Source organism: Mesorhizobium sp. L48C026A00, assembly GCF_000502375.1.
Taxonomy (GTDB): domain Bacteria; phylum Pseudomonadota; class Alphaproteobacteria; order Rhizobiales; family Rhizobiaceae; genus Mesorhizobium; species Mesorhizobium muleiense.
Genome location: NZ_AYWU01000012.1, coordinates 15,980 through 32,671 on the forward strand (window position 1 = coordinate 15,980; position 16,692 = coordinate 32,671).

Consider the following 16,692-nt stretch of genomic DNA (forward strand, 5'->3'; position numbering starts at 1 on the left):
ATTGGTGGCCACGGCTCCGCTTCTTGCCGCGCGGGGGGTGTCGAAGTCCTTCTTCGGCAACCCTGTCCTGCGCGACGTTTCCATCGCTCTCCAGCCCGGCCGCGTGCATGCGCTGCTCGGCGAGAACGGCGCCGGAAAGTCGACGCTGATCAACCTGTTGTCCGGTGCCTTGCGCCCGGAGGGCGGGGCGATCGAGGTCGATGGGCGCCCAGTGTCGCGCATGACCCCCGCCTATGCCCAACAGGCCGGGATCGCCGTCGTCCAGCAGGAACTCAGCCTGACGGCCAGCCTCTCCATCGCCGAGAACATCGGCCTTGGCGCCTATCCGCGCCGGTTCGGTTTGCTCGACTATCCCGAACTCGCCGTGCGGGCCAGGGCAGCATGCGATCTTATCGGGCTTCACGAACCGCTCTCGATACCAGTCGGACATTTGTCGCTCGGCCGCCGGCAGATGGTGGAGATAGCCAAGGCGCTTTACCGCCGGCCGCGCGTTCTCATTCTCGACGAACCCACTTCGTCGCTCTCGGCAACCGAAACGAAAGTCCTGACGGACTTGCTGGAGAGGCTGCGCGGCGAGGGTATCGCTATTCTCTACATTTCGCACCGGCTGAACGAAGTCATGGCACTGTGCCAGCATGTCACCGTCCTGAAGGACGGCACCTGCACGGCTGATCGCAGCCTGGAAGGAACCGACGCCGGCGGGCTGGTACGGCTGATGGTCGGCCGCGACCCCGGCGACCTTTTTCCGCAGTGGCAGGCTTCGGCATCGGCTGCCAACGCCATCTCGGTTCGCAATTTTTCGGCCGGCCTGATGCGCGACGTCGATCTCGACATCAGGACGGGCGAGGTGCTCGGCATTGGAGGCCTGGTCGGGCAAGGGCAGGAAGATTTGCTGCTTGGCCTTTACGGCGCCATTCCGGCCAGGACGGCATCCGCGACCGTCAACGGTGCTTCGGGTCTGCCCAGCGGTGTGCCGAAAGCCAACGCGCGTGGCCTCGCCTATGTCCCGGCCGACCGCAAGCGCGAAGGCCTGCACCTGATCCATTCCATTATCACCAACCTAATGCTGCCCGCTTTCGCAAGACTGCCGGCGCTGAAGCTGCGCAGCCGCCGTGCCGAGCGCGAGACGGCAAGAGGTCTCGCTGCCCAGCTTGGCATCAAGGGCGACCTCGACTGGCCGGCGCAGGCCCTCTCGGGCGGCAACCAGCAGAAGGTGGCGCTGGCGAAATGGATGCCGCACCACCCGCTTGCGCTTCTCCTCAACGATCCGACACGCGGCGTTGATGTCGAGACCAAGCGCGAAATCTACATGATGCTTCGCAACTTCGCCGCCGCCGGCAAGGCGGTCGTGCTGCTCAGCTCCGACACGCCCGAACTGGTGCACCTTTGCGACCGCGTCGCGGTGGTCCGTGAGGGCCAAATCGTTGCCATGCTCGAGCGCGGCGCATTGAGCGAGGAAGCGATCGTTTCCGCCGCGATGGGCGCCGAACACCAGAAGGTGGCGGCATGAGCACGGCGGCCTCCTCGAGGCAAGCCGGCGCTCTCTACTGGCCGGTTCAGCTGCGCCGCAATGTCGGTGTGCGCGGCCTGTTCGCCGTGGTCATGGCGTTCCTCGTCGCCTACGGCTTCCTGTTTCCCGGCCTGTTGACCGCTTCCGGCTTCGCCAAATTCACCCAGAGCTGGTTTCCGCTGGCGCTGGTCGCCATGGCCCAGGCGATCCTGATGCTTACCGGCGGCATCAGCCTGGCCATCGGCGCAATGGTCAGCCTCGGCGCGGTGATCGCCGCGACGACGATGACTGGGCCGCTTGGCGTAGCCGGCGGTGCCGCTGCGGTGGCGCTGGCCGGCATCGGCATCGGTGGCGCGACCGGGTTGATCGTCGTAAAACTTCGCTTGCCTTCTATCGTGGTGACGCTCGCCGGCTCCTTCGTCATCGGCGGTGCTGCGCTGCTCATCCTGCCGCGACCCGGCGGCACCATTCCGGAGTGGCTGTCGGAACTGCTTGCCGGCAACACGCCCGCGGCCTTCGTCCTGCTGGTGCTCATCGTCCTTCTGTGGAAACTCTATCTCGCCACACCGCTTGGCTTGAGCCTTTATGCCGCCGGCGAGAATCCGGTCGGCGCCTATCGCTCCGGCGTGCCGGTCGATGGTGCGTGGGTAGCGGCTTACGCGATCAGCGGTCTGCTTTGCACAGGCGCCGGCCTGTTCGTCGCCGCGCAAACAGGTTCGGGCGATCCGGTCATCGGCACCGCCTTCACGCTGAATTCCATCGCCGCCGCCGTGCTCGGCGGTATCGGCTTCCTCGGCGGTCAAGGCACGATGCGCGGCGCGCTTGCCGGTAGCCTGCTGCTCAGTCTGATGATCAGTGTCATGTTCTTCCTCGGCTTCACGCCGGTCGCCCAATATGTCGCCCAGGGACTCATCATCATCGGGGCGGTCGCCATCCCGCAATTCCGCAAGGTGCAGCAATGACAGGATGGAAAGAGACCGTGAGCGGCAGGCGCGCCCTGACGATCCTGCGCAGCCGGCCCTTCCTCACCCTGGCCATCGTCGCCGCGATGTGGATCGCGGCGAGCTTCGTCTCGCGCGGCTTCGGCGCCTATGGCCACTTGCGCTATCTGGTCGAACTGGCCGCGGTCATTGGCCTGGTCGCAGCCGGGCAGACCTTTGTGGTCATCGCCGGCGGCATCGACCTTTCCGTCGCGGCGATCGTCACGGTGAGCGCCGTCAGCCTGCCGCTGCTGTCGTGGCAGGCGGATCCGACCGGGCTCACCGCCGTCCTTGCCGTCCTTGCGCTGACGACGACAATCGGTCTGGTGAACGGGCTGGGCGTGGCGCTGTTGCGCGTTCATCCGATGATCATGACCCTGGCCATGGCGACATTCCTGCAGGGCCTGCTGATCATCATCGCCGGCGGCAGTGCCGTGACCGCCGAAAACCCGCTGGTGCGCTGGCTCGGCAATGCGCGGCCGGCCGGTATACCCGCAGGCGTGCTTTTGTGGGTGGCCGTCTCCGTGATCGTTCTGGCCGCAATGCATGCAACATCCTTTGGCGCTCGGCTCTTCGCGATGGGCGCGAACCCGCTCGCCGCGACGCTCTCCGGCATCCCCATCGCTTCGACCACCCTGGCGGTCTACGGCATCAGCGGGTTCACGTCCGGGCTTGCGGGCGTGCTGGTGCTCGGCATGAACGGACAAGGCTATGTCGGGATCGGCGATCCCTATCTACTTGCCTCGATTGCCGCCGTCGTGCTCGGCGGCACCTCGATCCTCGGCGGGCTCGGCACCTATGCCGGCACCATCCCCGGCGCCGTCCTGCTGGTCACGATCACGGCTCTGATCACCGTCGTCAACGCATCACCCGGCTGGCGCAGCATCCTGTTCGGTTCGCTGATCCTGGGGCTGCTGCTTCTCTCAGGCCGGGAGCAGGCCCGCCGATGACATATCGTCCAGCCGGTAGATGCGCCTCGCATTGCCGAAGAACAACGCCGTCTGCTCGTCTGCGGAAAGCTCCCCGGCAATGGCCTTGAAGCTGTCATATACGGCATCGAACGACGCGTGCAGACCGGCCACCGGGAAGTCACTGCCGAACATCGCGCGATGCGTGCCGAAACAGTCGATGCAATGCATGACAACCGGCTTCAAGCTGTCGAGCGTCCAATCATGATCGTAGGCTACCAGATCCGATATCTTGATGGCGACGTTGTCGCGCTCCGACAAAAGCCGAAGCGCTTCGCGCCACGCCCGCATTCCGTCGGCGTCACGGTCGATCGGGCTGCCGCAGTGGTTGAGGACAAAGGGCTGGTTCGGATAGGCGGCTGCGAGGCGCGCGGCATCAGCGAGCTGGCGCGGAAACACCATGAGATCGAAGACCAGCCGATGGTCGGCAAGCAGGGACAGGCCGGCGCGCCAGGCCGGATCGCTCATGACGCCGTCACGGGCAGCGAAACGGCGGGCAGGATCTGGATCCCAGCTCAGTATGTCGCGCACGCCGACGACACGGTCGAACGCCGCCTGCGCCTCGACCAGCGCCGGGGCTTGGCGGTTCGCCAGCGGAACGTGAACGACGTAGCGGGCCGCCACGCCCCGCGACTTTTCGAGCGTTTCAAGCCACCGCGTCTCGCCGACGCAGTCGTCGCCGGCCCATCCGGCTTCGACATGAACTGTGGCGACGACATTGTGCCGGCTGGCGTCGCGCAAATAATCCTCAGGAAGATAGTTTCGCCGCAACGGGCCAAGCTCGCCCAGGCCGCCGCGCTCGCCAGCCGTTGTGGCGAGCCACGGATGGCGGCCGAGGCCGAGATCCCAAAGATGATGGTGGGCATCGATGATCGGTCCGGAGTACGGCTTTGACACGCATCTCTCTCATGCTGTGGCCGGCATCGGAATCGATCCGGGCTTCACCCTGCGAAGGCGAAAGGACTAGCATCGGATGACCGAAAACTCACCCGTGCCGGCGCTCGCGACCCGTGAAAATTTCCTGCTCGACGATCGCATCCGCGGCGTGCCGCCTGGCACCTTCGGGCTGGACAGCAGCCTTGTCGCATCTCAGCGCTGGCATCCGGCTGCCGGGCGCATGTCGTTGCCGGTGCTGACCCTCGACGAGGAGGCGTTCATCGCCAATCGTGACCTGTTCCTGCGCTACGCGCGCTGAACAGGGCGCCATGATCGCGCCGCATGCCAAGACCCCGATGGCGCCGGATCTTGCCCGATCTTTGGATGGGGCACGACCGTCGCCGATATCAGGCAAGCCGCGGTGATGCTCAAGGCCGGCCTCACACGGCTGATCGTCGCCAACGAGGTTGGTGGATCAGGCGGTGCGAACCGGCTCGCGGCGTTGGTCGGCGTTTGGCCAGGCGTCGAACTCTTCGTCTTCGCCGACTCTGTCGCCGCCGTGCATGCGCTCGCCGAAGCCTGGCGGGTCAATGCGAAGCTGCCGCCATTGCGCGTGCTCGTCGAACTCGGTGTTGGGAGGGCAGGCGCGCGGACCACTGGTGAGGCCGAGGCGATCGCCGATGCAGTTGATGCCGCCGGCGGACGGCTGCTGATTGCCGGCGTTGCGACCTACGAAGGTGCCGCGGCGCAACCCGACCCCGGCCGCACCGAGGAGGTGATCTCGGCTCTGCTGGCGATGACCGCCGACATGTTCCTGCGGCTGCGCGCCCGCGTCGGCGGCGACGTGCCGCTGATCGTCACGGCCGGCGGCTCGGTGTTCTTCGACAAAGTGGTCGCCGCGCTTTCGCCCGCCGTTTCCAGGGACGGCAATGCGACGCTGGTATTGCGCAGCGGCGCCATCTTCTTCCACGACCATGGTGTCTATGATCGCTCGCTTGGCGCACTCGACGCCCGCAACGGCTTTGCGGTCGGCGGCGTCAGCGTTTCCGCACGAAATTCGTTTCGGCCGGCTTTGCGCCTCTGGGCCGAGGTGCTGTCGCGGCCGGAGCCCGGCCTGGCAATCTGCGGCACGGGCCTGCGCGACGTGTCGTTCGATCAGGGCCTTCCGATGGTGCTCGCGGTCTTCCGGACCGGCAAGCCGCTGCCGGTAGCGCGCGCCGACGTCTTCAAGCTGAACGACCAGCACGCCTTCCTGACAATCGCGCCGGACGACGACATTGCCGTTGGCGACGTCATTGAATTCGGAATCTCGCATCCCTGCACCTGCCTCGATCGCCATCGCGTGATCTTCGGCGTCGACGCGGCCGGGCATGTCCGCCACGCCTTTCCCACCTATTTCGGCTGACCGGATCTTGTGGTGGCCCCAAGAGAACCTCGAAAGGATCCAATATGATCAAGTATTTCCAGTCCGGCTCCCGCATGTCGCAGGCGGTCGTCTATGGTGGCCTCGTCCACATTGCAGGCCAGGTCGCCGACGATCGCAAGGCCGGCATCGAAGGCCAGACCAGCGATGTGCTCTCAAAGATCGAGGCGCTTTTGGTCGAGGCCGGCAGCAGCAAGTCGAAGCTTGTCGCGGTCAATATCTTCCTGCCGCAGATCGGCGACTTCGACGCCATGAACAGCATCTACGATGCCTGGGTGGATCCCCAACGCCTGCCGGCACGGGCCTGCGTTGAGGCGCGTCTCGCCGATCCCGACCTCCGCATTGAGGTCACGGCGATCGCCGCCATCTGAGTCTCCGCCATGCACACCGGCCTCACCCATACGCTCGATTTCGACCGGGATGGCAAGACATCAGGCCATCTCAGCATGCCATTCTCGATAGACCGTTCGCCCTATTTCCAGGTCAAGGTCCCGATCTGCCTCATACGCAACGGTGAACGGCCGTCGCTGCTTCTGATGGCCGGCAATCACGGTGACGAATATGAGGGCGAGCTGTCTCTGGCAAAGCTGATCCGCCGGCTCGATCCCAAGCAGATCAAGGGCCGCGTCACCATCCTGCCGATGGCGAACGCACCGGCGGTCATGGCCGCCAAACGCTGTTCGCCGCTCGATGGCGGCAATCTCAACCGAGCCTTTCCAGGCGATCCGTTGGGCACACCGACAAGCCGGCTCGCCAGTTTCCTCGAGACGGAACTGTTCCCTCGCCACGACATCGTCTTTGACATCCATTCGGGGGGCACCTCGATGGAACATCTGCCTACAGCACTCGTCGAGCGCAATACCGATCCCGACCGCCACAGGCGCGGGGTGGAACTGATGCGGACGCTCGGCATGCCGTATGGCTTCGTGGCCGACAATGGTCAGGCCTCGCCGACCTCGATGGGCGCCGCCCGCCGGGCCGGCGCCATTGGCATCAGCGGCGAGTTCGGCGGCGGCGGCACCGCCACAGTCGATACGATGGCGATTACCGCTCGCGCGATCGACAATCTGATGGTCGCCGTTGGCGTGGTCGAGGCGCCGGTTCTTTCGCCGGAGTTAAAGCCTTCGGCGCCGACGCGACTGCTCTCGCTCTCCCGGCACGGTCAGGGCCTCTACGCCACCCGCCGCGGCTGGTTCGAACCCGCCGTCAGGCTCGGCGACGGCGTCAGCGCCGGACAATTGGCCGGCTGGTATCACGACCTCGAACGGCTCGATCTTGCCGAGGAAGCCCTGCATTTCGCCGAAGGCGGTATCGTGCTTTCGCGCCGGCTACACACGATGTGCGAGGCAGGAGATTGCCTTTTGCAGGTCGCCGAGCCGGTGGAAGGCTGACAGAAAACCAACCGGCGTTTGCTCACGCCACATTGCAGAAAACTGAGGATATTTCATGCAGCATTCGATGTGGACCTACCCCTGGGATGTCCAGGATCTGGGCTTGGAAGCCGTCGAACGCGATCTCGTCGAGCGCGCCGGGCTCAACATGATCAGTCTCGCAACCTCCTATCATGCCGGTCGCTTCCTGCAGCCGCGCAGCCCGCGCCGCAAAGCCTATTTCCCGGAGGACGGCACGATCTACTTCAAGCCAACCGCCGCCCGATGGGCCGATCTCGTGATCCAGCCGAAGGTGGCCGAAATGATCACGGAAGGTGGCGACGTTCTGGCCGAACTTATCCAACGGCGCGAGGCAGGCGGCCTCCAGGTGTCGTGCTGGACGGTCTGCCTGCACAATACCCGCCTCGGCATGCTTTATCCGCAGGCCGTCACCCGCAACGCCTTTGGCGATCCCAATTATTACAATCTGTGCCCGTCGCATCCGGATGCGCGCGATTATGTCCGTGCGCTCGTCGCCGACGTTACGCACACTTATAAGCCGGACAGAATCGAACTTGAAAGCCCGTCTTTCATGGGCTTTGCCCATGAATACCATCATGAGAAGGATGGTGTCGGGCTGACGCCGGAAGACGACTTTCTTCTGTCGCTGTGCTTCTGTCCGTCCTGCCTCGCCCGCGCCGCTTGTGCCGGCATCGAAGGCCAGGCGGCGCGTGACCTCGTCAAGCAGTGGATTGCCGAGGCGTGCGAGCGCGCGGTGCCTGAACGGCGCTTTCCAGAATTTCCCGCAAGTGGCCTCGACACCTTTTTGCCCTGGCCGCATCTCCACGCCTATCTGTTGTGGCGGTTCGAGCCGGTGACCAGTCTTGTCGCCGAACTGCGCGAGGTTGCCGATCCGGGGACCCGTGTCCTCGTCATCGACCTGCGAGACGGCTGGCTCGGCGGCTGCGATCTGGCAGCGCTCGGCAAGGTCTGCGACGGGGCGATCCTTTGTGCCTACGACATGCAGGCCGGCGACGTGACGGGCCTTATGGCGGCTGGCCGCACCGCGCTCGGGGCAGAGAAATTCCTCGGCGCCGGCTACCGGCTCTTTTATCCGGAAATGGCAGGCCCCGAAATTCTCGCCGCCAAGGTGAAGCCGGCGCTGGCGCCGGACGTCGACGGTATCAATTTTTACAATTACGGCCTTGTCCCCGCCGCACGACTCGATTGGGTGCGTGCAACACGACCTGGCTGAACAAAACGATCCGTGTGCCGCAGTCGAAAGCGCGTCGCGGCTGAATGGATTCATGCGAGGCGCTTTAAGTGATTGTTATGCATGACAGCGCTGTCCTGCCTCGCGACCTGTCATTTCCCTCGGCTCCATCACCTCGTGCTATCCAGGCCGGGCTGACGCGCAGCGAGCGGATGGACGCGATCGCTGGCCTCGTTCTGAACCTGGCAGCCCTTAGCAAACACCCTGCTCAGAGATTGAGGTGGCTGCCAGACCGACGACAGCCCGGTGTTTCGCCAGACAGCGCAAGACACCGTCTTCAGCGCGTGTGCCGCACAAGATAAGGTTCGACCAAGGCGCGTATTTCCGCAGCTGGCGCCGCTTCGCCGGCACCACGCAGCGCCCGTTCGTAGCGGGCATAGTCGTCGACCGCGCCTTCGACATCACCGCGCGACAGCCGCTCCCTGATCAGCGCCTTGTAGACGGGTCCGGCATCCGGATAGAGGTCCAGCGCCCTCAAATAGATCGAGCGCGCTTCCTGGACGTTCCCGGTTGTCTCCAGCCGCTGGCCGGTCCGCAATCCAAGATCGATCAGATCGCGACGCACTTTTTCAGCTGCGGCGAGCGACCAGAAGCTGGCTCGCTCGTGCAGGAACAACGGACCGGGGAATGCGAGGAACAGCGCTTCCGCTTCCGGTCGCAGCCCGGCCGCCTCGCCATTGGCTGTCGTTACGGATTTGAGCCGTGCATTCCAGTCGGCGAGGTCGACCCAGACCTTGTCCGACGCGAGGCGAAGCTTGCCTTCGCGCTGAACGATGAGGTCGGTCCGCCCGAGCAGCTTGCGTAGCCGATGCAGCGCCTGCTCGCATGCCGCCCGCGCCTGGTCGCCGTCGAGGTCGGGCCACACCCAGTCCTGAACGGTCTCCAGCGAACAGGTGTTGTCTTTCGAGATCGCCAGTACCCGCAGGATGTCGAGAGCCTTCGTCGATGGCTTGGCGCCGAGATTAAGAGGGTTTCCATCGAGTTCGAGCCGAAAGCCTCCGAGGACGTGGACCTTGAGCGGCCATGGCCAGGCCGTGGGCCGCCGTTGCGGCGCGTCCAATCGGCGTTCCCGGATAAGCGACCGGCAAAGCTTGGGCTCGATGCCGCGCTCAAGCGCATCGCCAAGCAGTTCGGCGAGCAATTCCGGAACGTTGAGGAGCACCATTGGCCAGCTGACGTCGCGCAGCGCCTCCATGAAGACCTTCAGCCGATCGCCGTAGCGTGGACCCTGGTCCCACAGGCTCTCCAGCGCGGCCGCTGCAAGAATGCATATCTCGGTTCGCTTGCGGGCGCCGCCGTTCAGCCGCGGCAGCAAGTAGCTGAGTAGCGCGGCGGCTTCGCGCGGCTTCCTGTCGGCGAGCAGCACCTGGAACTTCGTGATGCAGTGCGCCCAGCGCTCGACCATCGGCTCGTTGGCGGCCTCGCTCGCCGCCATGAAGCGCTCGCAATCCTCATAGGCGGCCGCGAAATCGCCTTGCCTGGCATGAAGCGCTGCATAGCAATTGGCGACGATGGCGACCTGTGTGCTGAAACGGCTGTCGGCGATCTCGGTCAGGCGTTCGACCAGCTGATCGAGCTCGGCAAAATCGTTTCGGAACTTCATCTGCATCTGAAGATGATACAGGCCACCGAACTCCACACCTTTGAGCGACTCGCGCTCACCGATCGCGATCGCCTCCCGCAACGCCGCTTCGGCCGACGGGTAGGGAAAACCCCGTCTCTTATACGGGAAGTAACGGCCGCTCTTGGCCCCGAACTCGACCAGCCACATGCCGAGCACCCAAGGCAGCACCTCCTTGTCGGTCAAATCCTCGACAACGCTGTCGACGGCCTTGGTGAACAGATCGGCCCGCATGACCGATACGGAATGCTCGATCAGCGTTTCGCTGGCAAGCAGCCGTAAGCCGCTTGGGTCGTGCTCGGGATTCCGGGTCAGCCGCTCCAGCAGTTCGGTTTCCAGCGCTTGCCCGGCCGGGCTGTTGCGGTAGTAATCGTCGCCGAAGTTCAGCGCCCGCACCATGCCGATGCGCACCAGCATCGCTTCCTCGGAAGGCAGTTCCGGCAGGCCGCGCTCGATGATTTCGAACGCCCGGCGGGTCCAGACCGAAAGACCCTCATAGGTGCGCCAACTGTCCGTCTTGACCAGAACCGCGCGCGACACCGCAAGACAAAGCCCGCGCTGATCTTCGGCCTCGCCAAAGGCATGCCATGCCTTCGACAGCCAGTGCTCTGCCGCAGCGTCGTTCGGCATGTGAGCCACGCCCAGCCAATAGAAATGCCAGCCGTTCATGAACGCTTCCGGCAACCGGCCGGCCCATTCGATGAAGGTCGTTCGATGTCCCTGCGCCAGCACGGTCTCCGCCCGGCTCAGCATGAGTCCGCTCGCCTGGTCCCAGTCCTCTGCCTGCAAGGCGAGGTGTATGGCTTCGTCATGACGACCGGCGTCGGCGAGCACCTTTGCCGCCCTTTGTTTGAGCGACTTCTGCTCTTCTGCCGTCACACGCTGTGCGAAGCGTCGGTCGAGGAAGTCCCGCAAGAGATCGTGCAGGTGGAAAACGTCGCGGCTGTTTTCCGTTCGCGTGACCAGCAACTGCCGCCTGTAGAGCCTGTCGAGCAGCTTGCCCGCTTCGCTCGACCCGATCATCACGTCCGCCAGTTCGGCGCTGATTTCGGGCAGCAGATTGAGTTTCAGCAGCATGTCCTGGTCGGCGGCGGGAAGGGAAAGGAAGAAATGGCGGCCGAGAACGTCCGACAGGGCATTCTGCCCGCCGGGTGTCCCGGTCGTGTCGTCAGGGCCGACCGCCGAGCCGTGATCGGCGAGGAGAACCAGCCCGATCGCCCAGCCGCGCGCCGCCTCGACATCGACTGGAACGGCGCCGTTCCTCGACCGCAGCTTGACGAAATCGCGTGCTTCCGATGTCGAGAATTCGAGCGCCAACCTGTCTACGATGGCCATCTGGCCCTTGAGAACGAGGTCGCCCAGTGCCTCCTGAGGCAGCGTGCGCGAGATGCAGATGCAGCGGACCGTGTCAGGAAGTTCACGAAACATCACCGAAAGCACCGCCCGGAATTCGGGCGTGTCGGCGTCGTGCAAGTCGTCGAGGACCAGAATGGTGCCGGGCTTCAACCGCGCAAAATACGCTCTGAAGAAGCGCCTGGCGAACTCCTTCGGCTGCTCGACATATTCGACCCCAAAGACCGGCAAGTTTCCAACTGCGGGTGAGGCGAGTGACTGCGCCAGATATTGAAAGAAGCGCGCGATATCCTGGTCGCCCTCGTCGATGCGGAACCACACATGCGGTGCCTCGACGCTTTCGAGGTAGTCGATGACCGCCGTCGTCTTGCCGTAGCCGGCCGGCGCGGCCACCCAGCATACGCTCGAACGCGATTTCAGGCCGATCGCTTCGAGAACGCGGTTCCGCCTCAATATCCTGGCGCTGCGCGGCGCCGCCAGCTTGGCGATCCTGCCTGTGCCCGAGAGCGGGCGCCTCGCATCGGCGTCAATGGCGTCTGGGGCGGTCATCGGGCTCCCGCTCAACCAATCATCGAGCGTCAGGTCGTGCCATGATGACCGTCCCGCAGCCCAGATTGACCTTGGGGTAGCGCAATCGTGCGACAATTCGTAGGGGCTTCGCAGATGAAGCGGCAACGGCCAAGTGCAAGCGTCGACTGGATGCCTGCGCGACCTCGAAATTAGGCAGCACACGCGGCCGAATTGCGAGCGGCAATGAGCGACCGGTGAATCCCGCATTCCATCTTCGACAGTCCGCTCCAGCGGCCCGCGCGCGGATCGTCCGCACCGCCGCACGCGGATCGCTTACGGCGTTCGGTGTGCTGGCTCGCCGTACCAACTGCAAGCCGAGCATCGCTGCTACGATTTGAGCTCGCGCTGACGTTGCCGGTGCGAACGGCCGGTCGTTCAATCGGCCGGGACGCTTTCCTGTCGCTCTCCGCTGGCTTTTGCGATGAAGCTGCGCCAACCGCCATAGGCCGAAATGTCGATCGCCTCTGACAACCCGGCGGTCTCAACCAGAAAGCCTTTGGCCGATGTCCCGTCATCGAGCTCGATCGTGCCTATGCCGAGCGGCGGCGGGATCGCGGCCACGAAGCGTCCGAACGCGTCTGGTGAAAGCCGCCAAACCTCGACATCGATCGACTTCCCGTGGCCATCGGCAACACGCACGAGCCCTGGCTTGGGCACGGACTGGCCGGCGAGCGCATAGAGCTGATAGGAGGCAACCGTCTTGGCGGCCCTGCTCAATCGCGCGCCAAGCGCGCAGAGCTGGCCATTGAGCGGCATCCCCGACAAATGCGCGCCGACGACCACGAGCTCGATCATGCCGTCATCGACGTCAGGGGTCTTGGCGACGCAGGCAGGCATTGCCCAACCAGTCGCGCCAAGGCCGAGACCGCTGGCTCGATGGACATCACGGGCGAGCGCCGCCGTCAGGGCGTCCTTGCCGGCGGCAGCAAGCAAGGTAACGCTCATCGGCAGACCGTCGTCGCGCTTGCCCGTCGGCACGGCGATGCCGCACATATCGAGCAGATTGACGAAGTTGGTGTAGGTGCCGAGCCGGCTGTTGGTGACGATCGGATCGGCCAAAACAGTCTCCAGCGAATAGTGCGTCGGCGCCGTCGGCACGCAGAAAAGGTCGACCGAGGCGATGACAGGCGCGAGCCTGGCCTTGTGGGCCTGCAGCGCATAGAGGCCTTTGAAAGCATCCGCCGCGGAAAGTTTTCGTGCGCCGCCGATGATTGTGCGCGTTACCGGGTGCATGGCTGCCTCGCTCACGTCCATGAAATCCGCGATCGCCGCATAGCGCTCGGCCACCCAGGCGCCTTCGTAGAGCAGGTTGGCGGTAGCGTAGAAATCGCCGAAGGGAATCTCGATCAGTCGGCAGCCGAGCTGTTCCAGCGTCCGCAGCGCCGTTTCGAATCCCGCTTGCATGGCCGCGTCGCCAAAAAATTCCCGATCCGCTTTTGCGGGAACCCCGACGGTCAGCGCGGGTGGACACGGACCAAGCGGCGCCGCCGCGATAGCGCGCGAATAAGGATCGACGTCATCTTTGGCCGCCGCCGCCCTGAAGACGCTGTAGGCGTCATCGACGGTGAGCGCGAAGACGGAGACGCAGTCGAGCGTGCGGCAGGCCGGCACCACGCCTGTGGCCGACAGCGCGCCGACGGTCGGCTTCAGCCCGACGATGTTGTTGAGGCCGGCGGGAATGCGGCCGGATCCTGCGGTATCGGTGCCGAGCGCAAAAGAGACAATGCCGTGCGCCGTCGCCACGGCCGAGCCGCACGAGGAACCGCCCGGCACCAGTTTCGGATCGATCGCGTTTCGGGGGACCGGATAAGGTGTGCGCACGCCGACGAGGCCGGTGGCGAATTGGTCGAGATTGGTTTTTCCGACGACCAGCGCCCCGGCCGCCCTCAGACGCGCGACGACGGTGGCGTCTTTCGCCGGCAAGTAGGCATATTCGGCGCAGCCGGCCGTGGTCGGCATGCCGGCAACATCGATGTTGTCCTTGACCGCGAACGGCACGCCCCAGAGCGGCTTTGCCACGGGATCGAACCCGCCGAGTGCGTCGGCTTCGGCGAGCAGGTCCGCCCTGCTCGCCAGATGGATGAAGATGCCGGGATCGTCCGCTTTCGCTATGCGCTGAAACACGGTTTCAATAATGGTAGTGGCCGACATGCCGGTTGCATAGCTCGCGTGCAGGCTGCCGATATCGAAGCGGATGTCGCTCATTTCGTCTCGTCCAGAATGATCACCGGCAGATTCCACTGGATCAGCACGACGCAGCCGTCTTTCGTCCACACCGAATGCTCGGTCCCGACCGGGTTCAGGATCACGCTTCCGGGAAGATAGTCGCCATTCTCGTCGCTCTGGGTGCCTTCCAGCACAACGATGGTTTCCAGTGCGACATGACGATGGCGCGGCACGCCGGCGCCGGGCCGATAATTCAGGATCGCGACGGAGGGTTCGGCCGGTCCGCCCCTGAGCAGCCAATGCACCGTGATGCCTTCGCGAAAATGCTCGAATGCCAGATCACGCCAGCCCCCATGGATGAGAGCCGGGTATGCAATGTTAGGCATCGGCAATTCCTTTGAGCACCTGGTCCGTCATCGCCGTCCAGCCGACGATCGCGCCCTGCGCCCTGATCATGGCCAGCGCGGCCGCCTTGAATTCCGGAAAATAGCTCTCCGTCGCATCCTCCGCCAGCAGGCATTCGTAGCCGCGGTCGTTGGCCTCGCGCATCGTCGTCTGCACGCAGACTTCCGTCGTAACTCCGGCGAAGACGAGCTGCTGCACGCCGAGCCGCTTCAGGTCCTCGCCGAAGCTGGTAGCGTAGAACGCGCCCTTGCCGGGTTTTTCGATGACGATTTCGCCAGGCAGCGGGGCTACCTCGTCGAGGATCGCCGTTCCCAGCTCGCCGACGACCAGCACGCGGCCCATCGGACCGACATCGCCGATTCGGATCGACGGATTGCCACGATTGCGCTTGGCCGGCGGCAGGTCCGAAAGGTCCGACCTGTGGCACTCCATCGTGTGGATCACCGGCAGGCCGGCGGCGCGAAATCCCTGGATCAGCCTTTTTACCGTCGGCACAATCGCCACCACCCGGCCGACGTCATTGCCGAGGCTGGCGCCGAAGCCGCCCGGCTCGGCGAAATCGCGCTGCATGTCGATGACGACCAGCGCCACCGCCTCAGGCTTGAAGGCAAACGGAAACGGCAGCGCGTCGATCTCCGCCATCAGTGATGTCCCGCCATTTGCTCGCCGATCGTCTGGACGCTCGCCTGGGCGATCGGCGTTGCGTAGACCAGCGCGCCGTCGGACATGACGAAGATGCGGTCCGAGAGCTCCAGCAATTCGTCGAGGTCCTCCGACATCAAGAGCACCGCGGCACCAGCGTTGCGCGCCTTCATGATGCGGGCGCGGATTTCGGCGACGGCAGAGAAGTCGAGGCCGAAGCACGGATTCGAAACAATCAGCAGATCGACCTCGCCGGTCAGTTCGCGGGCGAGCACAGCGCGCTGGACGTTGCCGCCGGAGAGCGACGAAATCGGCGAGGCGAGCGAGGCTGTCTTGACCTTGAACTGCTCGACCAGCCGCGTCGCATAGTCCCTGATGGCGCTCATCCGGATCCAGCTTATCGGCTTGCCGGCCTCGTTCAGGTCGAAGGTCCGGAATGCCATGTTTTCCGCCACCGTCATCCTCGGCGCGCAGGCATTGCGCAACGGTTCCTCCGGGATGAAGCGCACATTGAGCGTGCGGGCCTCGGCGCGGCTGGCGCCGTAGGGCGTTCCCTTCACCAGAACGTCGCCGGCATCACGCGTACGCTGCCCGGCAAGGACTTCTAGAAATTCCTTCTGGCCGTTGCCGGAAATGCCGGCGACACCGACGATCTCGCCGGACTTCACATCGAGCTCGCCGATATTGATGGTTTTCAGGCCGGTGCGGTCGGGCGCCTTCAGTGCCTTCACCGTCAGGATTTGCCTGGCGCCGACCGGCAACGGAGCGCGGCTGTCGAGCGCGGCGATCGGCTGGTCACCGATCATCATCGCCGCCATCTGCTTGTGAGACAGCTCCGATACTTTCCCCGTTCCTGTCAGTCTGCCCTTGCGCAACACAGTGATGTCGTCGGCAAACGCCGTCACCTCGTGGAACTTGTGCGAGATCATCAGCACGGTGAGATCGCCCGCCTTGGTCATGCCGCGCACAAGGCCCAGCACTTCCTGCGCCTCGCCGGGGGTTAGCACCGACGTCGGCTCGTCCAGCACCAGAAAACTGCGGCCGAGATAAAGCTGCTTGATGATTTCGAGCTTCTGTTTCTCGCCGGCGGCGAGTTCGGCCACCTTGACGTCGAGCGGCAGCTTGAACGGCATCCGCTCCATGAATTGGGCAAGTGCGGCGCGTTCCTTGCGCCAGTCGATAATCCCCGGCACCTTCTCGCGGGAAATGACCAGGTTTTCCGCACCCGTGAGCGACGGGACGAGGGTAAAATGCTGGTAGACCATGCCGAGGCCGAGCGCCGAGGCGTCCTTCGGACTGGCGATCCCGACCTCGCGGCCGTCGACCAGAATTTCGCCGGCGGTCGGGTGATAAAAGCCCATGATGCATTTGACCAGCGTCGACTTGCCCGCGCCGTTTTCGCCAAGCAGCGCATGAAACGATCCCGCCGGCACCTTGATGGAGACGTCGTCCAGCGCGGTGAAGGCGTCGAAACGCATGCTCATGCCGATCGTCTCGACGCCAACCGCTCTTTTGCTGCGATCACTCATGATCGA

At 64.5% G+C, this 16,692-nt stretch carries 12 protein-coding genes and 1 pseudogene; 7 read left to right on the forward strand and 6 right to left on the reverse strand.

The window, feature by feature from the left end; genetic code table 11:
- Position 1: 1 nt before the first annotated feature.
- The 3 genes from X738_RS62035 to X738_RS62045 are packed head-to-tail and all read left to right on the forward strand — an operon-like array spanning position 2 to position 3,440.
- Positions 2 to 1,510: a sugar ABC transporter ATP-binding protein gene (locus X738_RS62035; RefSeq protein WP_031255328.1), complete on the forward strand. Its 1,509-nt coding sequence runs from the start codon at positions 2 to 4 to the stop codon at positions 1,508 to 1,510.
- Positions 1,507 to 2,472 carry an ABC transporter permease gene (locus tag X738_RS62040; RefSeq protein WP_023800129.1) on the forward strand — a complete coding sequence of 322 codons (966 nt, stop codon included), beginning with the start codon at positions 1,507 to 1,509 and terminating at the stop codon, positions 2,470 to 2,472. The genes X738_RS62035 and X738_RS62040 overlap by 4 nt, the downstream gene beginning before the upstream one ends.
- Complete coding sequence (locus X738_RS62045; RefSeq protein WP_156942609.1) at positions 2,469 to 3,440, forward strand: ABC transporter permease; 972 nt, start codon at positions 2,469 to 2,471, stop codon at positions 3,438 to 3,440. The genes X738_RS62040 and X738_RS62045 overlap by 4 nt, the downstream gene beginning before the upstream one ends.
- On the opposite strand, the gene X738_RS62050 is transcribed toward X738_RS62045, so the two are convergent.
- Positions 3,414 to 4,355, reverse strand: coding sequence for an amidohydrolase family protein (locus X738_RS62050; RefSeq protein WP_023800131.1), 942 nt, complete (start codon positions 4,353 to 4,355; stop codon positions 3,414 to 3,416). The genes X738_RS62045 and X738_RS62050 overlap by 27 nt on opposite strands.
- Before the next feature lie 76 nt (positions 4,356 to 4,431).
- Between X738_RS62050 and X738_RS62055 the strand changes: the two are divergent.
- The 4 genes and pseudogenes from X738_RS62055 (at position 4,432) to X738_RS62070 (ending at position 8,382) form a co-directional block, all read left to right on the forward strand.
- Positions 4,432 to 5,739 (forward strand): annotated as a pseudogene (locus tag X738_RS62055) (amino acid deaminase).
- 44 nt (positions 5,740 to 5,783) lie between these two features.
- The gene (locus X738_RS62060) at positions 5,784 to 6,128 is read left to right on the forward strand and encodes a RidA family protein (protein WP_023800134.1); all 345 of its coding nucleotides are present in this window, start codon (positions 5,784 to 5,786) and stop codon (positions 6,126 to 6,128) included.
- A 9-nt stretch (positions 6,129 to 6,137) separates the two neighbouring features.
- Entirely contained in the window at positions 6,138 to 7,148 is a 1,011-nt protein-coding gene (locus X738_RS62065; RefSeq protein ID WP_023800135.1) for a succinylglutamate desuccinylase/aspartoacylase family protein, read from the forward strand.
- Between the two features lie 55 nt (positions 7,149 to 7,203).
- Entirely contained in the window at positions 7,204 to 8,382 is a 1,179-nt protein-coding gene (locus tag X738_RS62070) for a hypothetical protein (protein ID WP_023800136.1), read from the forward strand.
- A 295-nt stretch (positions 8,383 to 8,677) separates the two neighbouring features.
- On the opposite strand, the gene X738_RS62075 is transcribed toward X738_RS62070, so the two are convergent.
- The 5 genes from X738_RS62075 to X738_RS62095 form a co-directional block, all read right to left on the reverse strand.
- Positions 8,678 to 11,923, reverse strand: coding sequence for a hypothetical protein (locus X738_RS62075; RefSeq protein ID WP_023800137.1), 3,246 nt, complete (start codon positions 11,921 to 11,923; stop codon positions 8,678 to 8,680).
- Between the two features lie 396 nt (positions 11,924 to 12,319).
- The gene (gene atzF / locus X738_RS62080) at positions 12,320 to 14,149 is read right to left on the reverse strand and encodes an allophanate hydrolase (protein WP_023800138.1); all 1,830 of its coding nucleotides are present in this window, start codon (positions 14,147 to 14,149) and stop codon (positions 12,320 to 12,322) included.
- Positions 14,146 to 14,496 carry a cupin domain-containing protein gene (locus X738_RS62085; RefSeq protein ID WP_023800139.1) on the reverse strand — a complete coding sequence of 117 codons (351 nt, stop codon included), beginning with the start codon at positions 14,494 to 14,496 and terminating at the stop codon, positions 14,146 to 14,148. Before X738_RS62085 ends, atzF begins: the two co-directional genes overlap by 4 nt.
- Complete coding sequence (locus X738_RS62090; RefSeq protein WP_023800140.1) at positions 14,489 to 15,157, reverse strand: cysteine hydrolase family protein; 669 nt, start codon at positions 15,155 to 15,157, stop codon at positions 14,489 to 14,491. The genes X738_RS62085 and X738_RS62090 overlap by 8 nt, the downstream gene beginning before the upstream one ends.
- Positions 15,157 to 16,686, reverse strand: coding sequence for an ABC transporter ATP-binding protein (locus X738_RS62095; RefSeq protein WP_023800141.1), 1,530 nt, complete (start codon positions 16,684 to 16,686; stop codon positions 15,157 to 15,159). Before X738_RS62095 ends, X738_RS62090 begins: the two co-directional genes overlap by 1 nt.
- Positions 16,687 to 16,692 lie beyond the last annotated feature (6 nt).

What these genes read in the sequence shown, in the direction of transcription:
- X738_RS62040 (WP_023800129.1), top strand. Translation starts at nt 1,507, where the DNA reads ATGAGCACGGCGGCCTCCTCGAGGCAAGCCGGCGCTCTCTACTGGCCG.
- X738_RS62045 (WP_156942609.1), top strand. Translation starts at nt 2,469, where the DNA reads ATGACAGGATGGAAAGAGACCGTGAGCGGCAGGCGCGCCCTGACGATC.
- X738_RS62060 (WP_023800134.1), top strand. Translation starts at nt 5,784, where the DNA reads ATGATCAAGTATTTCCAGTCCGGCTCCCGCATGTCGCAGGCGGTCGTC.
- X738_RS62065 (WP_023800135.1), top strand. Translation starts at nt 6,138, where the DNA reads ATGCACACCGGCCTCACCCATACGCTCGATTTCGACCGGGATGGCAAG.
- X738_RS62070 (WP_023800136.1), top strand. Translation starts at nt 7,204, where the DNA reads ATGCAGCATTCGATGTGGACCTACCCCTGGGATGTCCAGGATCTGGGC.
- X738_RS62075 (WP_023800137.1), bottom strand. Translation starts at nt 11,923, where the DNA reads ATGACCGCCCCAGACGCCATTGACGCCGATGCGAGGCGCCCGCTCTCG.
- atzF (WP_023800138.1), bottom strand. Translation starts at nt 14,149, where the DNA reads ATGAGCGACATCCGCTTCGATATCGGCAGCCTGCACGCGAGCTATGCA.
- X738_RS62085 (WP_023800139.1), bottom strand. Translation starts at nt 14,496, where the DNA reads ATGCCTAACATTGCATACCCGGCTCTCATCCATGGGGGCTGGCGTGAT.
- X738_RS62090 (WP_023800140.1), bottom strand. Translation starts at nt 15,157, where the DNA reads ATGGCGGAGATCGACGCGCTGCCGTTTCCGTTTGCCTTCAAGCCTGAG.
- X738_RS62095 (WP_023800141.1), bottom strand. Translation starts at nt 16,686, where the DNA reads ATGAGTGATCGCAGCAAAAGAGCGGTTGGCGTCGAGACGATCGGCATG.